Origin of the sequence: Collinsella sp. 4_8_47FAA (genome assembly GCF_000763055.1) — a bacterium.
Classification (GTDB): domain Bacteria; phylum Actinomycetota; class Coriobacteriia; order Coriobacteriales; family Coriobacteriaceae; genus Collinsella.
Window position 1 is genome coordinate 402,241 of sequence record NZ_KN214135.1, and the last position, 15,373, is coordinate 417,613.

At 60.9% G+C, this 15,373-nt stretch carries 15 protein-coding genes and 1 pseudogene; 2 read left to right on the forward strand and 14 right to left on the reverse strand.

What is annotated here, in order from left to right:
- Nucleotides 1-110: 110 nt before the first annotated feature.
- The 10 genes from HMPREF9463_RS05140 to HMPREF9463_RS05185 form a co-directional block, all read right to left on the reverse strand.
- The gene (locus tag HMPREF9463_RS05140; protein ID WP_035137580.1) at nt 111-1,133 is read right to left on the reverse strand and encodes a YitT family protein; all 1,023 of its coding nucleotides are present in this window, start codon (nt 1,131-1,133) and stop codon (nt 111-113) included.
- Between the two features lie 207 nt (nt 1,134-1,340).
- Nucleotides 1,341-1,868, reverse strand: coding sequence for an Asp23/Gls24 family envelope stress response protein (locus HMPREF9463_RS05145; protein WP_035137581.1), 528 nt, complete (start codon nt 1,866-1,868; stop codon nt 1,341-1,343).
- A 44-nt stretch (nt 1,869-1,912) separates the two neighbouring features.
- Complete coding sequence (locus HMPREF9463_RS05150) at nt 1,913-2,290, reverse strand: DUF2273 domain-containing protein (RefSeq protein WP_035137583.1); 378 nt, start codon at nt 2,288-2,290, stop codon at nt 1,913-1,915.
- A complete protein-coding gene (locus tag HMPREF9463_RS11345) occupies nt 2,283-2,828 on the reverse strand; it encodes an Asp23/Gls24 family envelope stress response protein (protein WP_035137584.1) in 546 nt (181 codons plus the stop codon). Before HMPREF9463_RS11345 ends, HMPREF9463_RS05150 begins: the two co-directional genes overlap by 8 nt.
- Before the next feature lie 165 nt (nt 2,829-2,993).
- A complete protein-coding gene (locus tag HMPREF9463_RS05160; RefSeq protein ID WP_035137586.1) occupies nt 2,994-3,800 on the reverse strand; it encodes a YebC/PmpR family DNA-binding transcriptional regulator in 807 nt (268 codons plus the stop codon).
- Between the two features lie 165 nt (nt 3,801-3,965).
- The gene (locus HMPREF9463_RS05165; RefSeq protein ID WP_232219757.1) at nt 3,966-6,149 is read right to left on the reverse strand and encodes a DUF6020 family protein; all 2,184 of its coding nucleotides are present in this window, start codon (nt 6,147-6,149) and stop codon (nt 3,966-3,968) included.
- Between the two features lie 140 nt (nt 6,150-6,289).
- Nucleotides 6,290-7,111 (reverse strand): prolipoprotein diacylglyceryl transferase, encoded by an 822-nt coding sequence (gene lgt, locus HMPREF9463_RS05170; RefSeq protein ID WP_035137587.1) that lies wholly within the window; start codon nt 7,109-7,111, stop codon nt 6,290-6,292.
- A 109-nt stretch (nt 7,112-7,220) separates the two neighbouring features.
- A complete protein-coding gene (locus tag HMPREF9463_RS05175; protein WP_035137589.1) occupies nt 7,221-7,499 on the reverse strand; it encodes a NifU family protein in 279 nt (92 codons plus the stop codon).
- A 169-nt stretch (nt 7,500-7,668) separates the two neighbouring features.
- Nucleotides 7,669-8,193, reverse strand: coding sequence for a deoxycytidylate deaminase (locus tag HMPREF9463_RS05180; protein ID WP_052044088.1), 525 nt, complete (start codon nt 8,191-8,193; stop codon nt 7,669-7,671).
- Between the two features lie 82 nt (nt 8,194-8,275).
- Complete coding sequence (locus tag HMPREF9463_RS05185; protein WP_035137591.1) at nt 8,276-9,127, reverse strand: type III pantothenate kinase; 852 nt, start codon at nt 9,125-9,127, stop codon at nt 8,276-8,278.
- Nucleotides 9,128-9,319: 192 nt separating this feature from the next.
- On the opposite strand from HMPREF9463_RS05185, the gene HMPREF9463_RS05190 reads away from it, so the two are divergent.
- A complete protein-coding gene (locus HMPREF9463_RS05190) occupies nt 9,320-11,023 on the forward strand; it encodes an OPT/YSL family transporter (RefSeq protein ID WP_035137594.1) in 1,704 nt (567 codons plus the stop codon).
- A gap of 214 nt (nt 11,024-11,237) precedes the next feature.
- Nucleotides 11,238-12,377, forward strand: coding sequence for a DUF389 domain-containing protein (locus HMPREF9463_RS10440; RefSeq protein WP_052044089.1), 1,140 nt, complete (start codon nt 11,238-11,240; stop codon nt 12,375-12,377).
- Between the two features lie 125 nt (nt 12,378-12,502).
- Here HMPREF9463_RS10440 and HMPREF9463_RS05200 read toward each other — a convergent pair whose 3' ends face one another.
- The 4 genes and pseudogenes from HMPREF9463_RS05200 to HMPREF9463_RS11350 all read right to left on the reverse strand — a co-directional run.
- The gene (locus HMPREF9463_RS05200; RefSeq protein ID WP_148334172.1) at nt 12,503-12,952 is read right to left on the reverse strand and encodes a hypothetical protein; all 450 of its coding nucleotides are present in this window, start codon (nt 12,950-12,952) and stop codon (nt 12,503-12,505) included.
- A 190-nt stretch (nt 12,953-13,142) separates the two neighbouring features.
- Nucleotides 13,143-13,562, reverse strand: a complete 420-nt coding sequence (locus HMPREF9463_RS05205; protein WP_035137596.1) for an aryl-sulfate sulfotransferase — start codon at nt 13,560-13,562, stop codon at nt 13,143-13,145.
- 138 nt (nt 13,563-13,700) lie between these two features.
- Nucleotides 13,701-14,660, reverse strand: a complete 960-nt coding sequence (locus HMPREF9463_RS05210) for a 3-hydroxyacyl-CoA dehydrogenase (protein ID WP_035137598.1) — start codon at nt 14,658-14,660, stop codon at nt 13,701-13,703.
- 469 nt (nt 14,661-15,129) lie between these two features.
- A pseudogene (locus HMPREF9463_RS11350) lies at nt 15,130-15,373 on the reverse strand (transposase); the annotation flags it as partial.

Here is a 15,373-nt window from a genome sequence, read left to right on the forward strand (position 1 = left end):
CGCAAACGATGTCTTTGGCATCATTATCGCCCAATGTGGGGACAAATACCGCAAGATGACCGATTTGCAACGTAGCCGGTTTGTTCAATGATTCGAAGGGTACGACCGGGCTAGTTCGTGCCGCAGAAGCCCTTGCCGACGATTTCGGAGCTATCGACGATGGTGATGAAGGCGCCAGGGTCAATCTCGCGGGTATAGCGGCGCAGTTGCACTGCCTCGCGACGGCTCAGCACGCTCATGATCACCGTGACGCACTTGCCCGAGAAGGCGCCATAGCCACGGCTGATCGTTGCCGTGCGGTTGAGATGCTTGACGATAAACTCCTCGACCTTAAGGGGCTCGGAGCAAATGATCGTGCAGACCTTACGAAGGTGAATGCTCTCGATAGCCTTGTCGACCACAAGCGTCTTGGCAAACAGACCGAGCACGCAGTACAGACCGACGCGCGGGCCATACAGGAAAGCCGCGATGGTCACGATGCCGATATCGACCAGCAACAGGGCACGGCCGATCTCAAGCGTCGTGCGGCGTTTGAGAATCATGGCAAGGATGTCGGTGCCGCCCGTCGAGGCGCCAATGTCAAAGACAATGGCACTGCCCAGCGCCGGCAAGATGACGGCAAAACACAGGTCGAGCCACATATCGCCCGTCATCGAAACATCCGTCGGAATGAAGAGCTCAAACAGCGAGACGTAGGCCGAAAGCGCAAACGAGGCAAAGACACTCCAAAGGATTGCCTTGCGCTCCAAAAAGATAAAACCCAGGATGACCAGGACCGCGTTGATAATCCACATAAAGACGCCGACGGGCAGAGTCGGGAACAGCGTGGAAAGAATGACCGACACGCCCGAGGTGCCGCCGAAGGCAAAGTGATTGGGGTTTTTAAAGGCCACGATGGCAAAGGCCGTGAGGACCAGGCCCAGATTGAGCTCGGCAAAAAAGCGCGGAAAGCCTGGCTCCTGGCTGCGCTTGCGGCCGGCGCGCTCGCCACGTTCGATATCCTCGCGACCGACAACGCGCTCCATCGGCACCACCGGAGGACGATGCATCTCCTCGGCGGCACGCGACGCCGCCTCTGCCGCAGCGGCTTCAATCGCCCATGCCTTGCTTTCGGTCTCGTGTTCGTCGGCCATTACGGCAACCCCTCGTTAACAATTTGGAAACAATGCGCCCATTAGGGTAACGCGGAACGCGAAGATTGCAACCCTTAGTTAGACGAGCGGTATGCCCGCATCGGGGGCATACAAATAACGGCCGGCCGCACATACATCCGTGCGACCGGCCGTTTGACGTTTTCGCAGATAAAACCTGCCAAAACAAACCTGTCCCTTTTTGGAAGGTTATTCGTGCTGGCTGGTGCGGTGCTCGTACTCCTCGGGGGTGATGACATCCTCGATGCGCAGGTTGACGCCTGCCACCTCAAGGCCGGTCATCGCGGCCAGACGCTCGGTGACGCGCGCCTTAACGTCGTCAAAGATCGCAGGCGCATAGGCGCCGTACTCGATGATGACGGAGATGTTGACGACCACGCGGTTGTCATCGGTGACCTCAACCGTCACGCCCTTGGTCAGGTTCTCGGCACCAAACTGCTCCTGCACAAAGTGCATGAGGTTGCCCTTCATGCCCAGGACGTGCGGCACCTCGCGGGTGGCCATGGCGACGATCTTCTCGATCACGCCGTTGGAATAGGTCAGCGAGTCCTCGGACTCGTCCGCCTCCTCATCCATCTCCTCGTTATCCTCGTCCGCATCGGACTCGGCCTCGACGAGTGCCTCGTCCTCGAGCGTTACGTCCTCCGCCTCGGCGGCGACGGCCTCATTCGCCTCGAGCTCGGTATCGGCTACATCGACCTTCGTGTTAAAAGCCATGGTTCCTCCTTATGCCTGCCGCGGATGCGACAGTCGAATACGTATTAGCGGCCGCTAAACAGGCGGCCGAAGAAGTTGACGATACCGTTCTCGCCGTCGCGAATCTGGCCGATCACGGCGCCGATCAGCACAAAGAATGCGATGACGAGCGTGTCCCACAGGCCCAACGTAAGTACCAGCACGGCGAGGATAAAGCCTGCCAAGGCGCCGAGCGTAGTGTTGGGGTGGCGCACGGCGTAGCTCCAGATAGCAGCGCCCGTACCTTTGATGAGACCCATGGCCTCGTCAAAGTCGTTGGCGGCGCTGTCGTGCTGCTCGCCGGCCTCGGGCTTGGCGTCGGCGGACTCGCCTGCCGGCGTAGCGCTCTGGTCGATCGTCAGGCGCGGCGTGCGGGCGGTCTTGTCTTGGTTGGTATCACTCACCGGAAACCTCCACGGTCTGGACGGTAGTCTTGGACGGCAAAAAACGGACGCGCGTGGTCGTGCCCGGCGTGCCGAGCATGGTGTCGCAGGCCTTCTCGATGCGCTGCTGCATCGAGGTGGCAAGAGCGGCAACGTCCTTGTCATCGAGCGCGATGGCCTCGACCTTAAAACGAACGCGCGACTCGTCGGAGCCTTGAACGCGTGCCTCGATATGCTCAACCATCACGCGATCATCGCACTCTGCCGCGGCACGGGCGCACGAGGAAAGCGCTGCGAGCGTGACCTCGATATTGCGCTCCCCCGCCGGATGCACACAGGACGGCTCGCGACGCGCGAACATCAGGCGGAAAAAACCGATGAGCACGCCAAGCGCCACGATAGCGGCACACCCCGTAACGACGACGCGAGGCATGGCGTCACGCAGCAGCAGCATAAAGCGATACGTATACGGTCCCCAGAACTGGCAGACAAGCGTACCCAGCGCCACGATGGCGGCGGCAAGATACACGATCGCTAGGGCTCGTTTGAGTACGCGCACGCGCGCTCCCTTCAGGTTTCGGTCCACAGAATGCAAAACGGTTCGCATCATTATAAAAGAGCCGGGTCCGGTGCTGTACGCACGCGGATCCGGCTCATCTATTCCACGAGGCTTGCATGCTCGCTTCATTATGCCCAGATATGCACGGCTTAACCCGTGTGGGCGCTACTCCTCCTCGAGGGCAGCGATGACCTCGTCGGTCATATCCATGGTGCTGTAGACGTCCTGGACGTCGTCGAGCTCCTCAAGACGGTCGATAAGGCGCTGGACCTTCTTGGCGTCGGTACCGGAAACCTCGGTCGGGGTGGTCGGGACCATAGTGGTCTCGGAGCCCTTGACCTGGACGCCCTGCTCCTCGAGCGCCTTGGAGACAGCCATGACATCGTTAGCAGCGGTCCAGACGATCCACTCCTCGCCGGCGTCCTCGTAGTCCTCGCCACCGGCCTCGGCGATGGCCATCATGAACTCATCCTCGTCACCGGCAGGACCGTTGGCGATCATGGTCTCCTTCTTGGCGTTCTCGTCCAGGATCTCCTTGGCGACGACGATCTGGCCCTTGCGCTCAAACTGGAAGGCGACGGAGCCCGAGGTGCCCAGGTTACCACCAGCGTGGGAGAAGGCGGAACGGACATCAGCGGCGGTACGGTTGCGGTTGTCGGTCAGGCAGTCGACGTAGACGGCGACACCGGCGGGACCGTAGCCCTCGTACACGATGTTCTCGTAGACAGCGGCGTCGGCACCCGAACCGAAGGCCTTGTCGATAGCGGACTTGATCTTGTCCTTGGGCATGGACTGAGCCTTGGCCTTAGCAACAGCAGCAGCGAGGCTGGCGTTGTTCTCAGGCAGCGGGTCGCCGCCGAGACGGGCAGCAACGGTGATGTTGCGGCTCAGCTTGGAGAAGAGGGCGGAACGCTTGGCGTCCTGCGCGCCCTTACGATGCTTGGTTGTGGCCCACTTAGAGTGTCCGGACATACGTGTCTCCTATCGGTTTCGACCTAAAGCCCAGCGCAGATGCTCGGGCAATATAAACAAACGTCGTTATGATATACCTACTGGCCTGCGAGATAAACCCCAAAATGAAGGCGTCGTGATGATACAGCCCCTTGGTGCAAAGTAACCTGTCCCCTTTGCACCAAATTAGGACCAGAGGAGGTCGCTGCGGGTGATGGTGGCGCCGATGGCAAAGGGCATGCAGGCGATGACCGGATACAGGTAGCGCATGTAGGTCGAGCCGTTGCAGGGACCGATCAGGCACACGGCGAGCACGCCCAGCAGCGGCACCCAAATGGCCAGCCCGCGCCACGAATGACGACGTAGCAGATAGACCACCACGGCGATCATGATCCACACATAGGTGGCCGAGCTCATGGTGAGCGAGATAAACGGGATGCGCTGCACCGCCACGCGATACAGGTTGATCAGGTGGTCGCACCAGCGCACAACCTTGCTATCGACCGGATGGAAGTCGAAGTACTTGAGGTTATCGGGCTTTGCCATAATCTCGGCACTGCGCACCGTGCTGTAGACCCACGCATCGCGGGCACTCGGATAAAAGTAGCCGTAGTAGTTATTGATGAGCGCCGAGATATAGCACTCGGGATCCTTTTTGAACATCTGGGCCCACACCTCAAAATAGGCCTTGATGTCCTCCTGCGAGGCGTACTCGTTGAAGCAATTTTTGACAGCGTCCGACTTATCCGGGTTGTAACGGCGGCCCAGATTCTCGTACTTGAGCACACGGTCGATCACGGCACGCTCTTCGTCGGTCACCAAGCCGTCGCAAGGAGCCTCCACGATGGTGCCGTCCTCCTTAACCGTGGGGTTGACACCCGAGTTGAGGCCGTCGTGCTTTTGGACGAAACGAGCCGTCTGCTGGAACGGAATCGAGAGGATTTCGCGCTTGGAACCAGGCGTGATGTCGTGCGCCGGCATAAAGACCTTGGTGAAGTACATATTGGAGGCAAGACAGAGCGCAAGCACCGCAAGAACGCCCACCCAGCGGAAACGCGGGATGGCGCCCGAAGGCTCAGCACCAGCCTGTTTGGCCGCACGACGAGCCACATGCGCGTCCCACGCGCAAAACGCCGCCGCGATCACGCATGCCGCCAGGGGAAACACCAGGCCGCCATTGCGCAGAAACGTGGAACCCATGGCGCCCAGAGCGAGCAGCAGCCAGTCGTGGCGCGCAAAGAGCACAGGCCTCTGTTCGCCTGCACGCTCGACATTGGCATCGCGACGGGGCGGGCCGCAGGCCACGAGCTTCACGGTCTGCACCAACAGCACCAAAAACGCGTCGGCAAACAGCACGTCTTTGGTAAGCAAGGCCGCGTAGTTGGAGAACATGGGCATAAACACAAAGAACAGCAGGATTACGCCGCGGACCGGCAGGCTCACGCCCAGCTTGCGCAGCGACGAGATGGAATAGGCCATGCAGGCGGCCGTAATGACGAACTGAGCGCAGGTGTAGATGGCAAGACCTGCGTTGGCGCTGTTGAACAGTGAAAGCCCCAGCTGGACGCACGAACCGATGATAGCCGTATGCACCACGGGGTGATGTCCGTTGAGCAGCACATTGGGATTGAGCAGACGCAGGTAGTCACTCGTGCCGTTGGGGTAGTTGAACCACTGGCGAATCTGCGCACCCGTATCTCCCATAAAAAGGCCGGGCAGCGAAGCGATGAGCGTGGGCGCCCAGGCGACCATAAGCACCAGGAAGGGCCCGGCAAAGGGATGGACCGAGAGCACGGCGTGAGCCACACGCCATACGCGGCCAAAGTGCGCTTCAGAAAACGGAATGCGCCGAGAGCTCAGCCAATCTAGACACTCAAAGGTAAGGTAGAAGGCAACGACCGCCAAGAGCATCCAGCCCACACCGCCTATCCAGGCGCAGATGATGCGGGCCTTGTCGCCGAGCACGATCTCGGCCGAATCGGTGAGGTCGTAGCTGCGGCCAAACACCATGCAGACGGCAAAGAGCAGCGACGGAAGGACTACCGAGGGACGCCAAGCGTCGCCGCGGCCAAAGAAAACGTAGCGAAACGGCAGCGTGAGCAGGCAGGCAAGCGCGAGCAGCATGACCGCGTCGGTGTGGCCGGCAAACGAGAGGAGCACCTCGTAGCACACGTACAGCATGCCCGAGGCTTTGGGGTCAATCGCCAAGACCGCGTTGCTCGACACCGGGGCGGGATCGATGGAAAACGCCGTGGTCGCCAACAGCGCGAGCAAAAATGCAATGAGCGTCTGCTTGGCGGGGTAGCGCTTAAACCAGACGATGCGGGCAGCGTCGCGCGCAGCCGTTGTGGAGAGGTCGGAATCCTTCACAGTCCGAAAGCCTTTCTAGAAACCTGCCAAAAAGGGACAGGTTTATTTTGGCAGGTTTTATCTGGGAAACGTTACGGTTCTGTCATCGTTGCTCGGCAAGACCACCACAAAAGTGCCTGTCCCCTTTGTGGTGGTCTTGGTTAGGCGTCCAGGTAGACGCGCTGGGGCTGGTTGCGGCGACGGGCGAAGATGATGAGTGCCAGGCCGGCGATCACGAGCGGCAAACTCAGCAGCTGACCCATGGTGATGACGCCGCCCAGCAGATAACCCAGCTGGGCATCGGGCACGCGCACGAACTCAACGAGAAAGCGAACGATGCCGTAGCCCATCACAAAGACGCCCATAAACGTGCCTTGGGGCAGTAGCGGCTTTTTGCGGCTGAGTACCTGCAAAATACAGAAGAGCACGACGCCCTCAAGAAACGCCTCGTAGAGCTGGGAAGGATGACGCGGCATATCGCCCGCGGTGCCGCCAAAGACCACGCCCCAAGGCAGATCGGTCGGTTTGCCCCACAGCTCACCGTTGACGAAGTTGGCGCAACGGCCCAGGCACAGCGCCAGCGGGGCGCCGATCACGGCAAGGTCGGCGACGGTCCAGGCGTCGAGCTTATACATGCGGCACACGATGATGCCGCCCAAGATGCCGCCCACCAAGCCGCCGTGGAAGCTCATGCCTCCCTCGTTGGTGGCAAAGATCTCGAGCGGGTGGGTCCAATAGTAGCCATCGCCGTAAAAGACGACGTAAAACAGGCGCGCGCCGATAATAAGGCCAAAGACCGCACCGACCACGACGCTCGTCAGGTCATCGATCGTGATGTCGAAGCCCCAACGACGCTGCGTGCGGTACATAACGACCGCCGTGAGCAGGGCGCCGACCACATAGGCCAGACCGTACCAGTAGATCGTGATGGGGCCCGCCGAGATCGCAACGGGGTCAAGCATATGGTAGAGGTCGTTGAGCATATCGATCCCCCTGCTTCCTACATACAAATGCGGCCGCGGGCCTTGCGCTCGCAGCCGCATATTTGGACGTAACGTCTATGCGGAGCGTACCGTCCGCAGCTTTCGCATCTTAGAACGGCGCGTACTCGTCGTACAGGTCCTCGGCCTCGCCGGAAGCATTGACCTGCTCGACGCGGGTAACGCCGGGCACGTGCTCCTTCAGGATGCGCTCGATACCCATGGAAAGGGTCAGCGAGCTCATGGGACAGCCGGCGCAAGCGCCCTGCAGTTCCAGCTTAACGACGCCCTCGTCGTCGACGCCCACATACTCCATATCGCCGCCGTCGGCCTGCAGGTTGGGGCGAATCTCTTCAAGAACCTTCTTAAGCAGCTCTTCGTTAACAGCCACAGGGGCTCCTTTCTCACAATAACGCGGGCACGCCCGCGGACAGAAGCTATGTTACTACAGCCGTGTACCCGCTCACGAGCCGTCCATGCGCGCAGACGCGACTTTCACGAGTAGTCAATTTGGGACGGGGCTCTTTTGGCTGTTTTGACGCCAGCTGCGTTGGCACGCGCTACTGCTGAGCCTGTCCCCCGGTACCAATCTGGACATCGACGATGACCTGGCGGTAACTGATGCCGCAGGAGTCGAGAATGCGGCGGCTGATACGGCCGTCGTCGGTATCGGCATACTTGTTGTCCAGGTAGACGACCTCGCCTACACCTACCTGCGCCAGGATCTTGGCGCAGTCGTGGCACGGGAACAGCGTGACGTAGACCGTGGAACCCTCAAGGTCTTTGAGCGAGCCGCGGTAGTTGAGCACGGCGTTTGCCTCGGCATGGACTACGTAGTTGTGCTTGTCCTGCAACGGGTCATCGCTCGTGCCCCACGGGAAAAAGTCATCGTTGAGTGCCGAGGGCGTACCGTTGTAGCCCACCGAAAGGATGCGGTGGTTGGTGTTGGCGATGCACGCGCCCACCTGCGTGTTGGGGTCCTTACTGCGGCGCTGCGCGGCGATGGCCACGCTCATAAAGAACTCATCCCAGCTAATAACGTCGCGGCGCTTGCCCGACGCAGTTTGATGAAGATCGTCCGACATGCCAGACACCTCCGTAATCGCAACATTTTGACCCATTGTAGCAGGTGGAGGGTGGAGACGTTTTTGTCCCACCGCCCCATCGCTACGCGCGACGGGGCTTTTGATTGATGTGGTAGAGCTCGGCGAGACCCCGCAGCGTCAACGCGTCATCAACCGTCAGGCTATGACCGACAAGGGCCGCAAGTGCCTCGGCATCGTCGCCGGTAATGACGATGGGCACATCGCCCTCCCCCGCGGCCTTGGTCGCGCGCATCTCGGCGAGCACCATGTCGAGCATGCCGTCGATGCGGGCCACCTCGCCCAGAACCACGCCCGAGCGCATGGCTTCACGCGTGTTGCGGCCGATGACGTGTGTCGGCGCCGAGGGCTCAACCTGAGGCAGGCGCGCTGCTGCCGCCGAAAGCGAACGGGCGCCGAGGGCCAGGCCTGGCGCGATAACGCCGCCGACAAAGGTACCGTGCGCGTCGATGACCTCGATATTGGTCGTCGTGCCCAGGTCGATCACGATGCACGGCGAGCCGTAGACGGCGCGGGCCGCCACGGCGTCGGCGATGCGGTCGGGACCGATCTCGGCCGGGTCATCGTAGTGCACGGGCATGCCAGTCTTGAGGCCCGGCCCCACCGTGAGCACGCGCCCCGAGCAGGTACGGGAAAGTGCCGCCTTCCACGGGCGCTCGAGCGCCGGGACCACGCAGCTCAGCACAGCAGCCGCGGGCACAAGCGCACCCGGCATGCCCGCATCGGCCGCCAGTGCGGCCATGACCTGCACGAGACGCATGCGCGCCTCGTCTGCTGTGATGCTCGACGGCGTGGTGATCTCGCACGTCGCAAGCGGACATTCCTGCGCCGCGGCCGAATCCTCTGCAAACAGGCCAAAGCGAATGAACGTGTTGCCCACGTCGACCGTCAATATATATGCGCACCCATCAAGCATCGTCGGCGCTCCTTTCGTCTGCCCAGCAGTATATCGCCTACCTAAACCAGCCATCCCAAAATAACTAGCTTGCCGCTATACTGGTGCGCGGTCGTTTGCGAGCTCACGCGGCGGCCCTTGGTAACCCGACTTCCCGCGCCGTATCCGTAACGGCGCTCCCGGGGGAAGCGGATATACGCAAAGGAGTTCTATATGAGCAATCCCTCGAACCGTGCTTCGATGCGCGGGCAACTCACGCTGCGCGGCGTCGTCATCGGCGTCCTTGGCTGCGTGATCATCACGGCAAGCTCGGCCTATACCGCCCTCAAGATGGGCGCCCTCCCCTGGCCGATCATTTTCGCTGCCGTCATCTCGCTGTTCTTCCTGAAGCTCATGGGCAACGCCAACCTCAACGAGGCCAACGTCACCCACACCATCATGTCCGCGGGCGCCATGGTCGCCGGCGGTCTGGCGTTTACCATCCCGGGCGCCTGGATGCTGGGCTATGCCGATCAGATCAGCTGGCTCGACATGTTTATCGTGGCACTCGCCGGCACTATCCTGGGCCTGCTGGCCACGGCACTCATCCACCGTCACTTTATCGTGGACGCCGCACTGGAGTTCCCCACCGGCAACGCCGCAGCTCAGACCCTGCGCGCCACCGAGGCCGGCGGCAAGACCGGCAAGCAGCTCTTTGGCTCCATGGCCATCGCAGGCATCTACAGCGTGCTTCGCGACGCTCTGGGCGTGGTGCCCAGCATGCTGTGCACGCTCAATATCCCCGGCGTGACCTTTGCCATCTACAACTCGCCCATGTTGCTGTCCATCGGCTTTTTGGTGGGCTTCGCCCCCGTCGCGTTCTGGTTTGCCGGCGCGCTGCTGGGCAATTTTGGCATCATCGTCGGCGGCACCGCTGCCGGTCTGTTTGACGTTATGACCGCACAGGGCATCGTCAAGTCCCTGGGTATGGGCCTCATGATGGGCTTTGGCGTCGCCGTCGTCCTCAAGGACATCCTTCCGCAGGTCGCCGGTATCGTCCGCGGCCTCGCCGCCGACAGCTCCACCGACACCGACGAGCAGTCGCTCATCTCGGGCTCCCTTAAACTCGACGCCGGTATCATCGGCCTGGGCGCTGCCGCCATCGCCGTGATCATCGCCATCGTGCTCGACCTTGGCCCCGTTCCGGCCGTCATCGTCACGCTGTTCACCTTTGTCACCACCATCATGAGCGCGCAGAGCTGCGGCCAGACGGGCATCGACCCCATGGAGATCTTCGGCCTCATCGTCATGCTCATCGTTGCCGCCTTCGCGCAGCTCGCTCAGGTCAAGCTGTTCTTTATCGCCGGCATCGTGGCCGTGGCGTGCGGCCTTGCGGGCGACGTCATGAACGACTTCAAGGCCGGCGCCGTGCTGGGCACCAACCCGCGCGCGCAGTGGGTCGGCCAGGCCATTGGCGGCATCGTGGGCGCCCTGGTCGCCGCCGCCGTCATGGTCGCGCTCGTCACCGCCTATGGTCCGGACGCCTTTGGCCCCGACAAGAGTTTTGTGGCCGCACAGGCAAGCGTGGTCGCCACCATGGTCTCGGGCATCCCGAGCGTGCCGTGGTTTGCGGGCGGCTTTATCGCCGGCATCGTCATGTACTGGCTCGGCATTCCGGCCATGATGATCGGCCTGGGCGTGTACCTGCCGTTCTACATGTCGCTCACGGCCTTCCTGGGCTCCTGCGTCAAGCTCGCCTACGACAAGTGGGCAGCCCACCGCGATGCCAACGCCGGTCTTTCGGACGAGGAGAAGACCGCCAAGGATGCCGCCTTCCAGGAGCAGGGCCTGGTTGTCGCCAGCGGCCTGCTCGGTGGCGAGTCCATCGTCGGCGTTATCCTGGCGTTTGTCTCTGTTGGCCTGAGCCTGCTGGGCTAAACCAAACAACAACGCACCCGTGCAGAGCGCGGGGTCGGAGACCATCCGGCCCCGCGCTTTTTGTATCTGCCGAAACCCTCGGCAGTACTTGTATGTGGCGTGTCTTCCTTTGCCTGCTCGCCTAAGTTCCATGTCAAGATGACCGCCCCGCCCGTCACGGTGTAGAGTACATGCTGCGAACGCACCCGCGTTCCTACGGCAATACGAGGTGGACATGGAACTCGATAAACAACAGCTCAAGCGACTGCGCGAGCGCCATCATCGGCGCCATGGCATCCGCCCCGCCCACAGCGAGGCCATGGAGAACGCAAGCCGCTTTCTAAAGCGGGCATTCAACATTCGCGAGGGACGCGCGCCCTATCACGTGATTCGCAAGCGCTTTGTAAACGGGGCGCGCCTGACTGGCTCACACTTATGCATCTTGATCATTGCCATGTTGATCGCGAGCATCGGCCTCGATATCGACTCGGATATCGCCATTGTAGGCGCCATGCTCATCTGCCCGCTCATGGGCTCGGTCCTTGCCATGGCATACGGCATCGCCACGCTCGACCGCGAGATCACCCTTGAGGCCGTCGCCGGCCTCGCGCTGCAGATGGTCTTTTGCCTGGTCACGTCCACGTTGTACTTTAAGCTCTCGCCCCTTGGCACCACCACGGCCGCCATCATCGACAATTCGACACCGACCGTGTGGGACCTTGCCGTCGCGCTCGCGGGCGGCTTTGCGGGCGGCCTGGGCAACTCGCGCGACCAGGAACCCGCCACGCTCATCGCCGGGGTGGCTGTGGCGACCGCACTCATGCCGCCCCTGTGCGCGGCGGGCTATGGCATCGCCATCGCAAGCGGGTCATTGTTTCTCTCGGCGCTTTATGAATTTGGCATCAACGTGGTCTTTATCGCGCTGGCTGCCGAAGCCGTGCTGCTTCTATTGCGCGTGCCGCTCAAGCGCGACCTCAACGGCGACGGCATTGTGACTGCCGAGGAAGATGCCGAGGTCGACGAGCTATCACGCAAGGTGCGCCGCCGCATCATTGTGGGCACGGTAGTCTTTGCCATCCCCTGCATCGTCATGACGGCGGGGTCTATTGGCTCGGCGCAGTCCGGCGTGCAGGACGGCTACGGCGTCACCGAAACCACGCGCGAGCTTGCGGCGGTGCTGCCAGGCTTTAAGGATTACACCGTCGCCGTCGAAACCTCGGCCACCGAAGGCGATGAGGAAGGCATCGTCGAGCGCGAGATTGTCGCCCATGTGACGACAGGCGAGACGCTTGGGGCACACGACCGTCACATCGCCCGCAAGCTCATCGACCTCAATGTGCCCGAGCTCGATCGCGTGGAGTTCGATGTGAAGTGATGCCGGCACGGGATGAATGCTCACACAGACGCAAGTTATGACGAGGCGCAGACGCAATACGGACACGAGCAAATAGCGGGGTGCAGTTCATACCCGCGCCCCGCTCGCTGTTTTATTGCCGTGAATCAGACGTCCGCATCGACATCGCCAGACTCCACCGTAAACGCCGGATCGGTGCTCACAAGATAAAATCGGGTCACCTCAGTATTTCTAATTAGGTAAATCTGCCCCTGATTGCGTCGGCGCGATATATACGCAACGTGAACCGTGCCGAATTCTTCGCCGTTTTCCTTCTTTAATATCAGGATGTTGGGGGCATCCGTACGCTTAAACTGCCCGTCAACGCAGCTGCCGTCTTTGTCGACCAGTTGCCACCGATGGTTATCCTCTTCAAGAAAGGCCAGGGTTTCCAGACTCGTCTTGTCGTCCCGATAGTAACCGTCAATGGCAAACCCTTCGGAAGCGCATTCCTGCATATAGGACGTTTCCCGGCTTATAGCAAACAGCCCTGTAGCGCCCAGGAGCACAGCCAGGCAGACCACTGCAAGGGTTATCGAAGTAGCACGGCGACCCATGTTAGACCAACCGATAGTTGTTTAACGGAGCGCGAAACATACCTGGAACCTCCGATATCAGGGGGAACGTCGCCAGCAGGCTGGTGACAACTATATGCTTCTGACATCAAACCATATGGCTGTCACTCGCGGAGGGGGCATCGGTGAACGGCGTGTTTTCATACTCCATTGGTCAACCCTAAGCGCGGCCCTACAGGTCGCACTTGTACACGCGGTAGATGTACTTTTCGGCTTCCATCTCGTAGGTGGCGATGGGCAGTCCGTAGCGGTCGTACTCGATAAAGGTCTTGGCCATGCCCGATGCCACGAGCATGCTGTTCGAATTGCCGACGCGCTGCGCACTGCTGACGTAGCCCGAGAACGGCACCGCGATCTGGTCTTCGAGCTCGTAGGTGCGCGCCGTCTCGTCCACTGTAAAGATGCACCCAAACGAATGCGTGCCGCGGCTGTAGTCGGTCACCACCGCGGCGCCCAGCTGACCCCAGTCGAACTTGGGATAGCTTTCGGCCGCACCAAAGTTGTTGTCGTACAGCAGCACCTGGTAGCGACCAGTCGCAATCGTCTCGTCGTTTGGCAGATACGTCACGCTATACTGGCCCGCATTGAGCAAAAATCGCCCTGGGCCTGCAGTAACTTGTCCTCAAAGCCCGAGCCGGCCCATTGCCACTCCTTTCTATTTCTGGGTCCATCTTCTCACTGTTGACGGCCGAAAATGATCCGTTTACCTCCGTCCCCGACGGATTATTTTTTAGTACTTGAAGAAGCCCTCGCCCGAGCTTTCGCCCAGCTTGCCTTCGTCGAGCATTTTCTTGAGGACGGATGCCATGGCTTTGAAGTTGTAGGGCATCATCATCTTTTTGAGCAGCGGACTTACCAGGCCCGGGACCTTCTGATACTGCATGACGATGTTGTACGCCGTCTGGATACCCACCGTATCGAATACGCGGAACGGGCCCTTGGGGGCGCCGGTACCACGCGTCCATGCGAGGTCGATGCTCTTGGGGTCGCTCACACCCGAGACGTACAGGTCAAGACCCGAAAGCAGCCACGGCACCAGCATGGAGTTGAGCAAGTAGCCGTTCTTTTCCTTGTTGACGGGCAGGGCAAGCATACGGATGTCGTTGGCAAAACCGACAAGCTCATCGAAATAGCGCTTGTCGGTTTGGTCCTGTGCCATGACCTCGGTCATGTTGTTCTTCCAGATGGAGTTGGCAAAGTGCAGCGACAGGTACTTCTCGGGGCGGCCGGTGTACTTGGCAAAGGTGCTCGGCAGCAGCGTAGAGGAGTTCGTCACGATCACGGTCTTTTGCGGCAGAACCGGGGCGAGCTTCTTGTAGAAGTCGATCTTTGCCTGTGTGTCCTCGGCCATAGACTCGATGACCAAGTCGGCGTCGGCAACGGCCTTGGCGAGGTCGAGCTCCAGCTTGAGTGTGGAGTAGGCACGCTCAACGGCGGCGAGTGCCGCTTCCTTGTCGAAGGGCTGGTCGCTATCGGCGATACCGGCGCACCACTCGCCAGTACCGTCCGCCATGCCCTCGATAGCAGCGATGTACTCCTCGCGCACATGATCGATCTTGGGCTGGGTGCGGCCGATGCTGCCCTCGCTGCGCAGCCAAATCGTTACATCAAAGCCGCAGTAGGCAGCCTGAAAGGCAATCTGGCTTCCCAACACGCCGCCGCCGGCAACACAAACGGTCTTGTAGCTCATGGGACGGTCCTCTCTTACGTAATTCCATAGATGTGTATTTATTCAACCGTAAGGAGGACGCGCGCTGGGGGTGGGTTCTATAAACGGACGGTAATTTGCGGCGAACGGCTACACCTGTTCATTAACTCTCGATTTTGAGGGCATTTTTTGGCGCTGCTGAACCGCTGTTTTCGGAAGTGCGGGGAAAAATCGGGTTTCGCCGACCAGACCGGCTTTTTTACAACAAAACCGACGCTCCTATAAGTTGTCAATAGGCAGTTTGCGGGAGCGCTCCCTTCAATTCGCACAGGAGCTCGTAATACCTCCTCTCCAGTTTCGTCGACCGCCGTCTCCCATGTTCCAGGTGACCGAGTGAGGCCGCGGACATGCCGAGCCCCGCGGCGGCCTGCTTCTGGGTCACCCGCATCGCCTTGCGCATCTTCGCGAGCTCGGGGCCTTCCGGCGCGGCGCCGTCGGGGTTCGGGTCCATGAGCACGCGGTACACCTCCCGCGCTATGTAGCGCTTCAGGCAGCGGATCGCCTCCCTCCGGGACTTCCCCTCGGAGGTTCGCTTCGCCACGTACCTCTTCGTCCTCTCGTCGTATGCCATGCGCTTGATCGCGATCTCGTAGAGCGCCCAGTTCGCCTGCCGGTTGCCGCCGCGGTTGAGCCTGTGCCGCTCCGTCTTCCCGCTCGACGCGGGGGATCGGGGGAGACGCCGCACAGCCATCGAG

What these genes read in the sequence shown, in the direction of transcription:
- HMPREF9463_RS05185 (WP_035137591.1), bottom strand. Translation starts at nt 9,127, where the DNA reads ATGCTTGATGGGTGCGCATATATATTGACGGTCGACGTGGGCAACACG.
- HMPREF9463_RS05200 (WP_148334172.1), bottom strand. Translation starts at nt 12,952, where the DNA reads ATGGGTCGCCGTGCTACTTCGATAACCCTTGCAGTGGTCTGCCTGGCT.
- HMPREF9463_RS05190 (WP_035137594.1), top strand. Translation starts at nt 9,320, where the DNA reads ATGAGCAATCCCTCGAACCGTGCTTCGATGCGCGGGCAACTCACGCTG.
- HMPREF9463_RS10440 (WP_052044089.1), top strand. Translation starts at nt 11,238, where the DNA reads ATGGAACTCGATAAACAACAGCTCAAGCGACTGCGCGAGCGCCATCAT.
- HMPREF9463_RS05160 (WP_035137586.1), bottom strand. Translation starts at nt 3,800, where the DNA reads ATGTCCGGACACTCTAAGTGGGCCACAACCAAGCATCGTAAGGGCGCG.
- HMPREF9463_RS05180 (WP_052044088.1), bottom strand. Translation starts at nt 8,193, where the DNA reads ATGTCGGACGATCTTCATCAAACTGCGTCGGGCAAGCGCCGCGACGTT.
- HMPREF9463_RS05140 (WP_035137580.1), bottom strand. Translation starts at nt 1,133, where the DNA reads ATGGCCGACGAACACGAGACCGAAAGCAAGGCATGGGCGATTGAAGCC.
- HMPREF9463_RS05145 (WP_035137581.1), bottom strand. Translation starts at nt 1,868, where the DNA reads ATGGCTTTTAACACGAAGGTCGATGTAGCCGATACCGAGCTCGAGGCG.
- lgt (WP_035137587.1), bottom strand. Translation starts at nt 7,111, where the DNA reads ATGCTCAACGACCTCTACCATATGCTTGACCCCGTTGCGATCTCGGCG.
- HMPREF9463_RS05210 (WP_035137598.1), bottom strand. Translation starts at nt 14,660, where the DNA reads ATGAGCTACAAGACCGTTTGTGTTGCCGGCGGCGGCGTGTTGGGAAGC.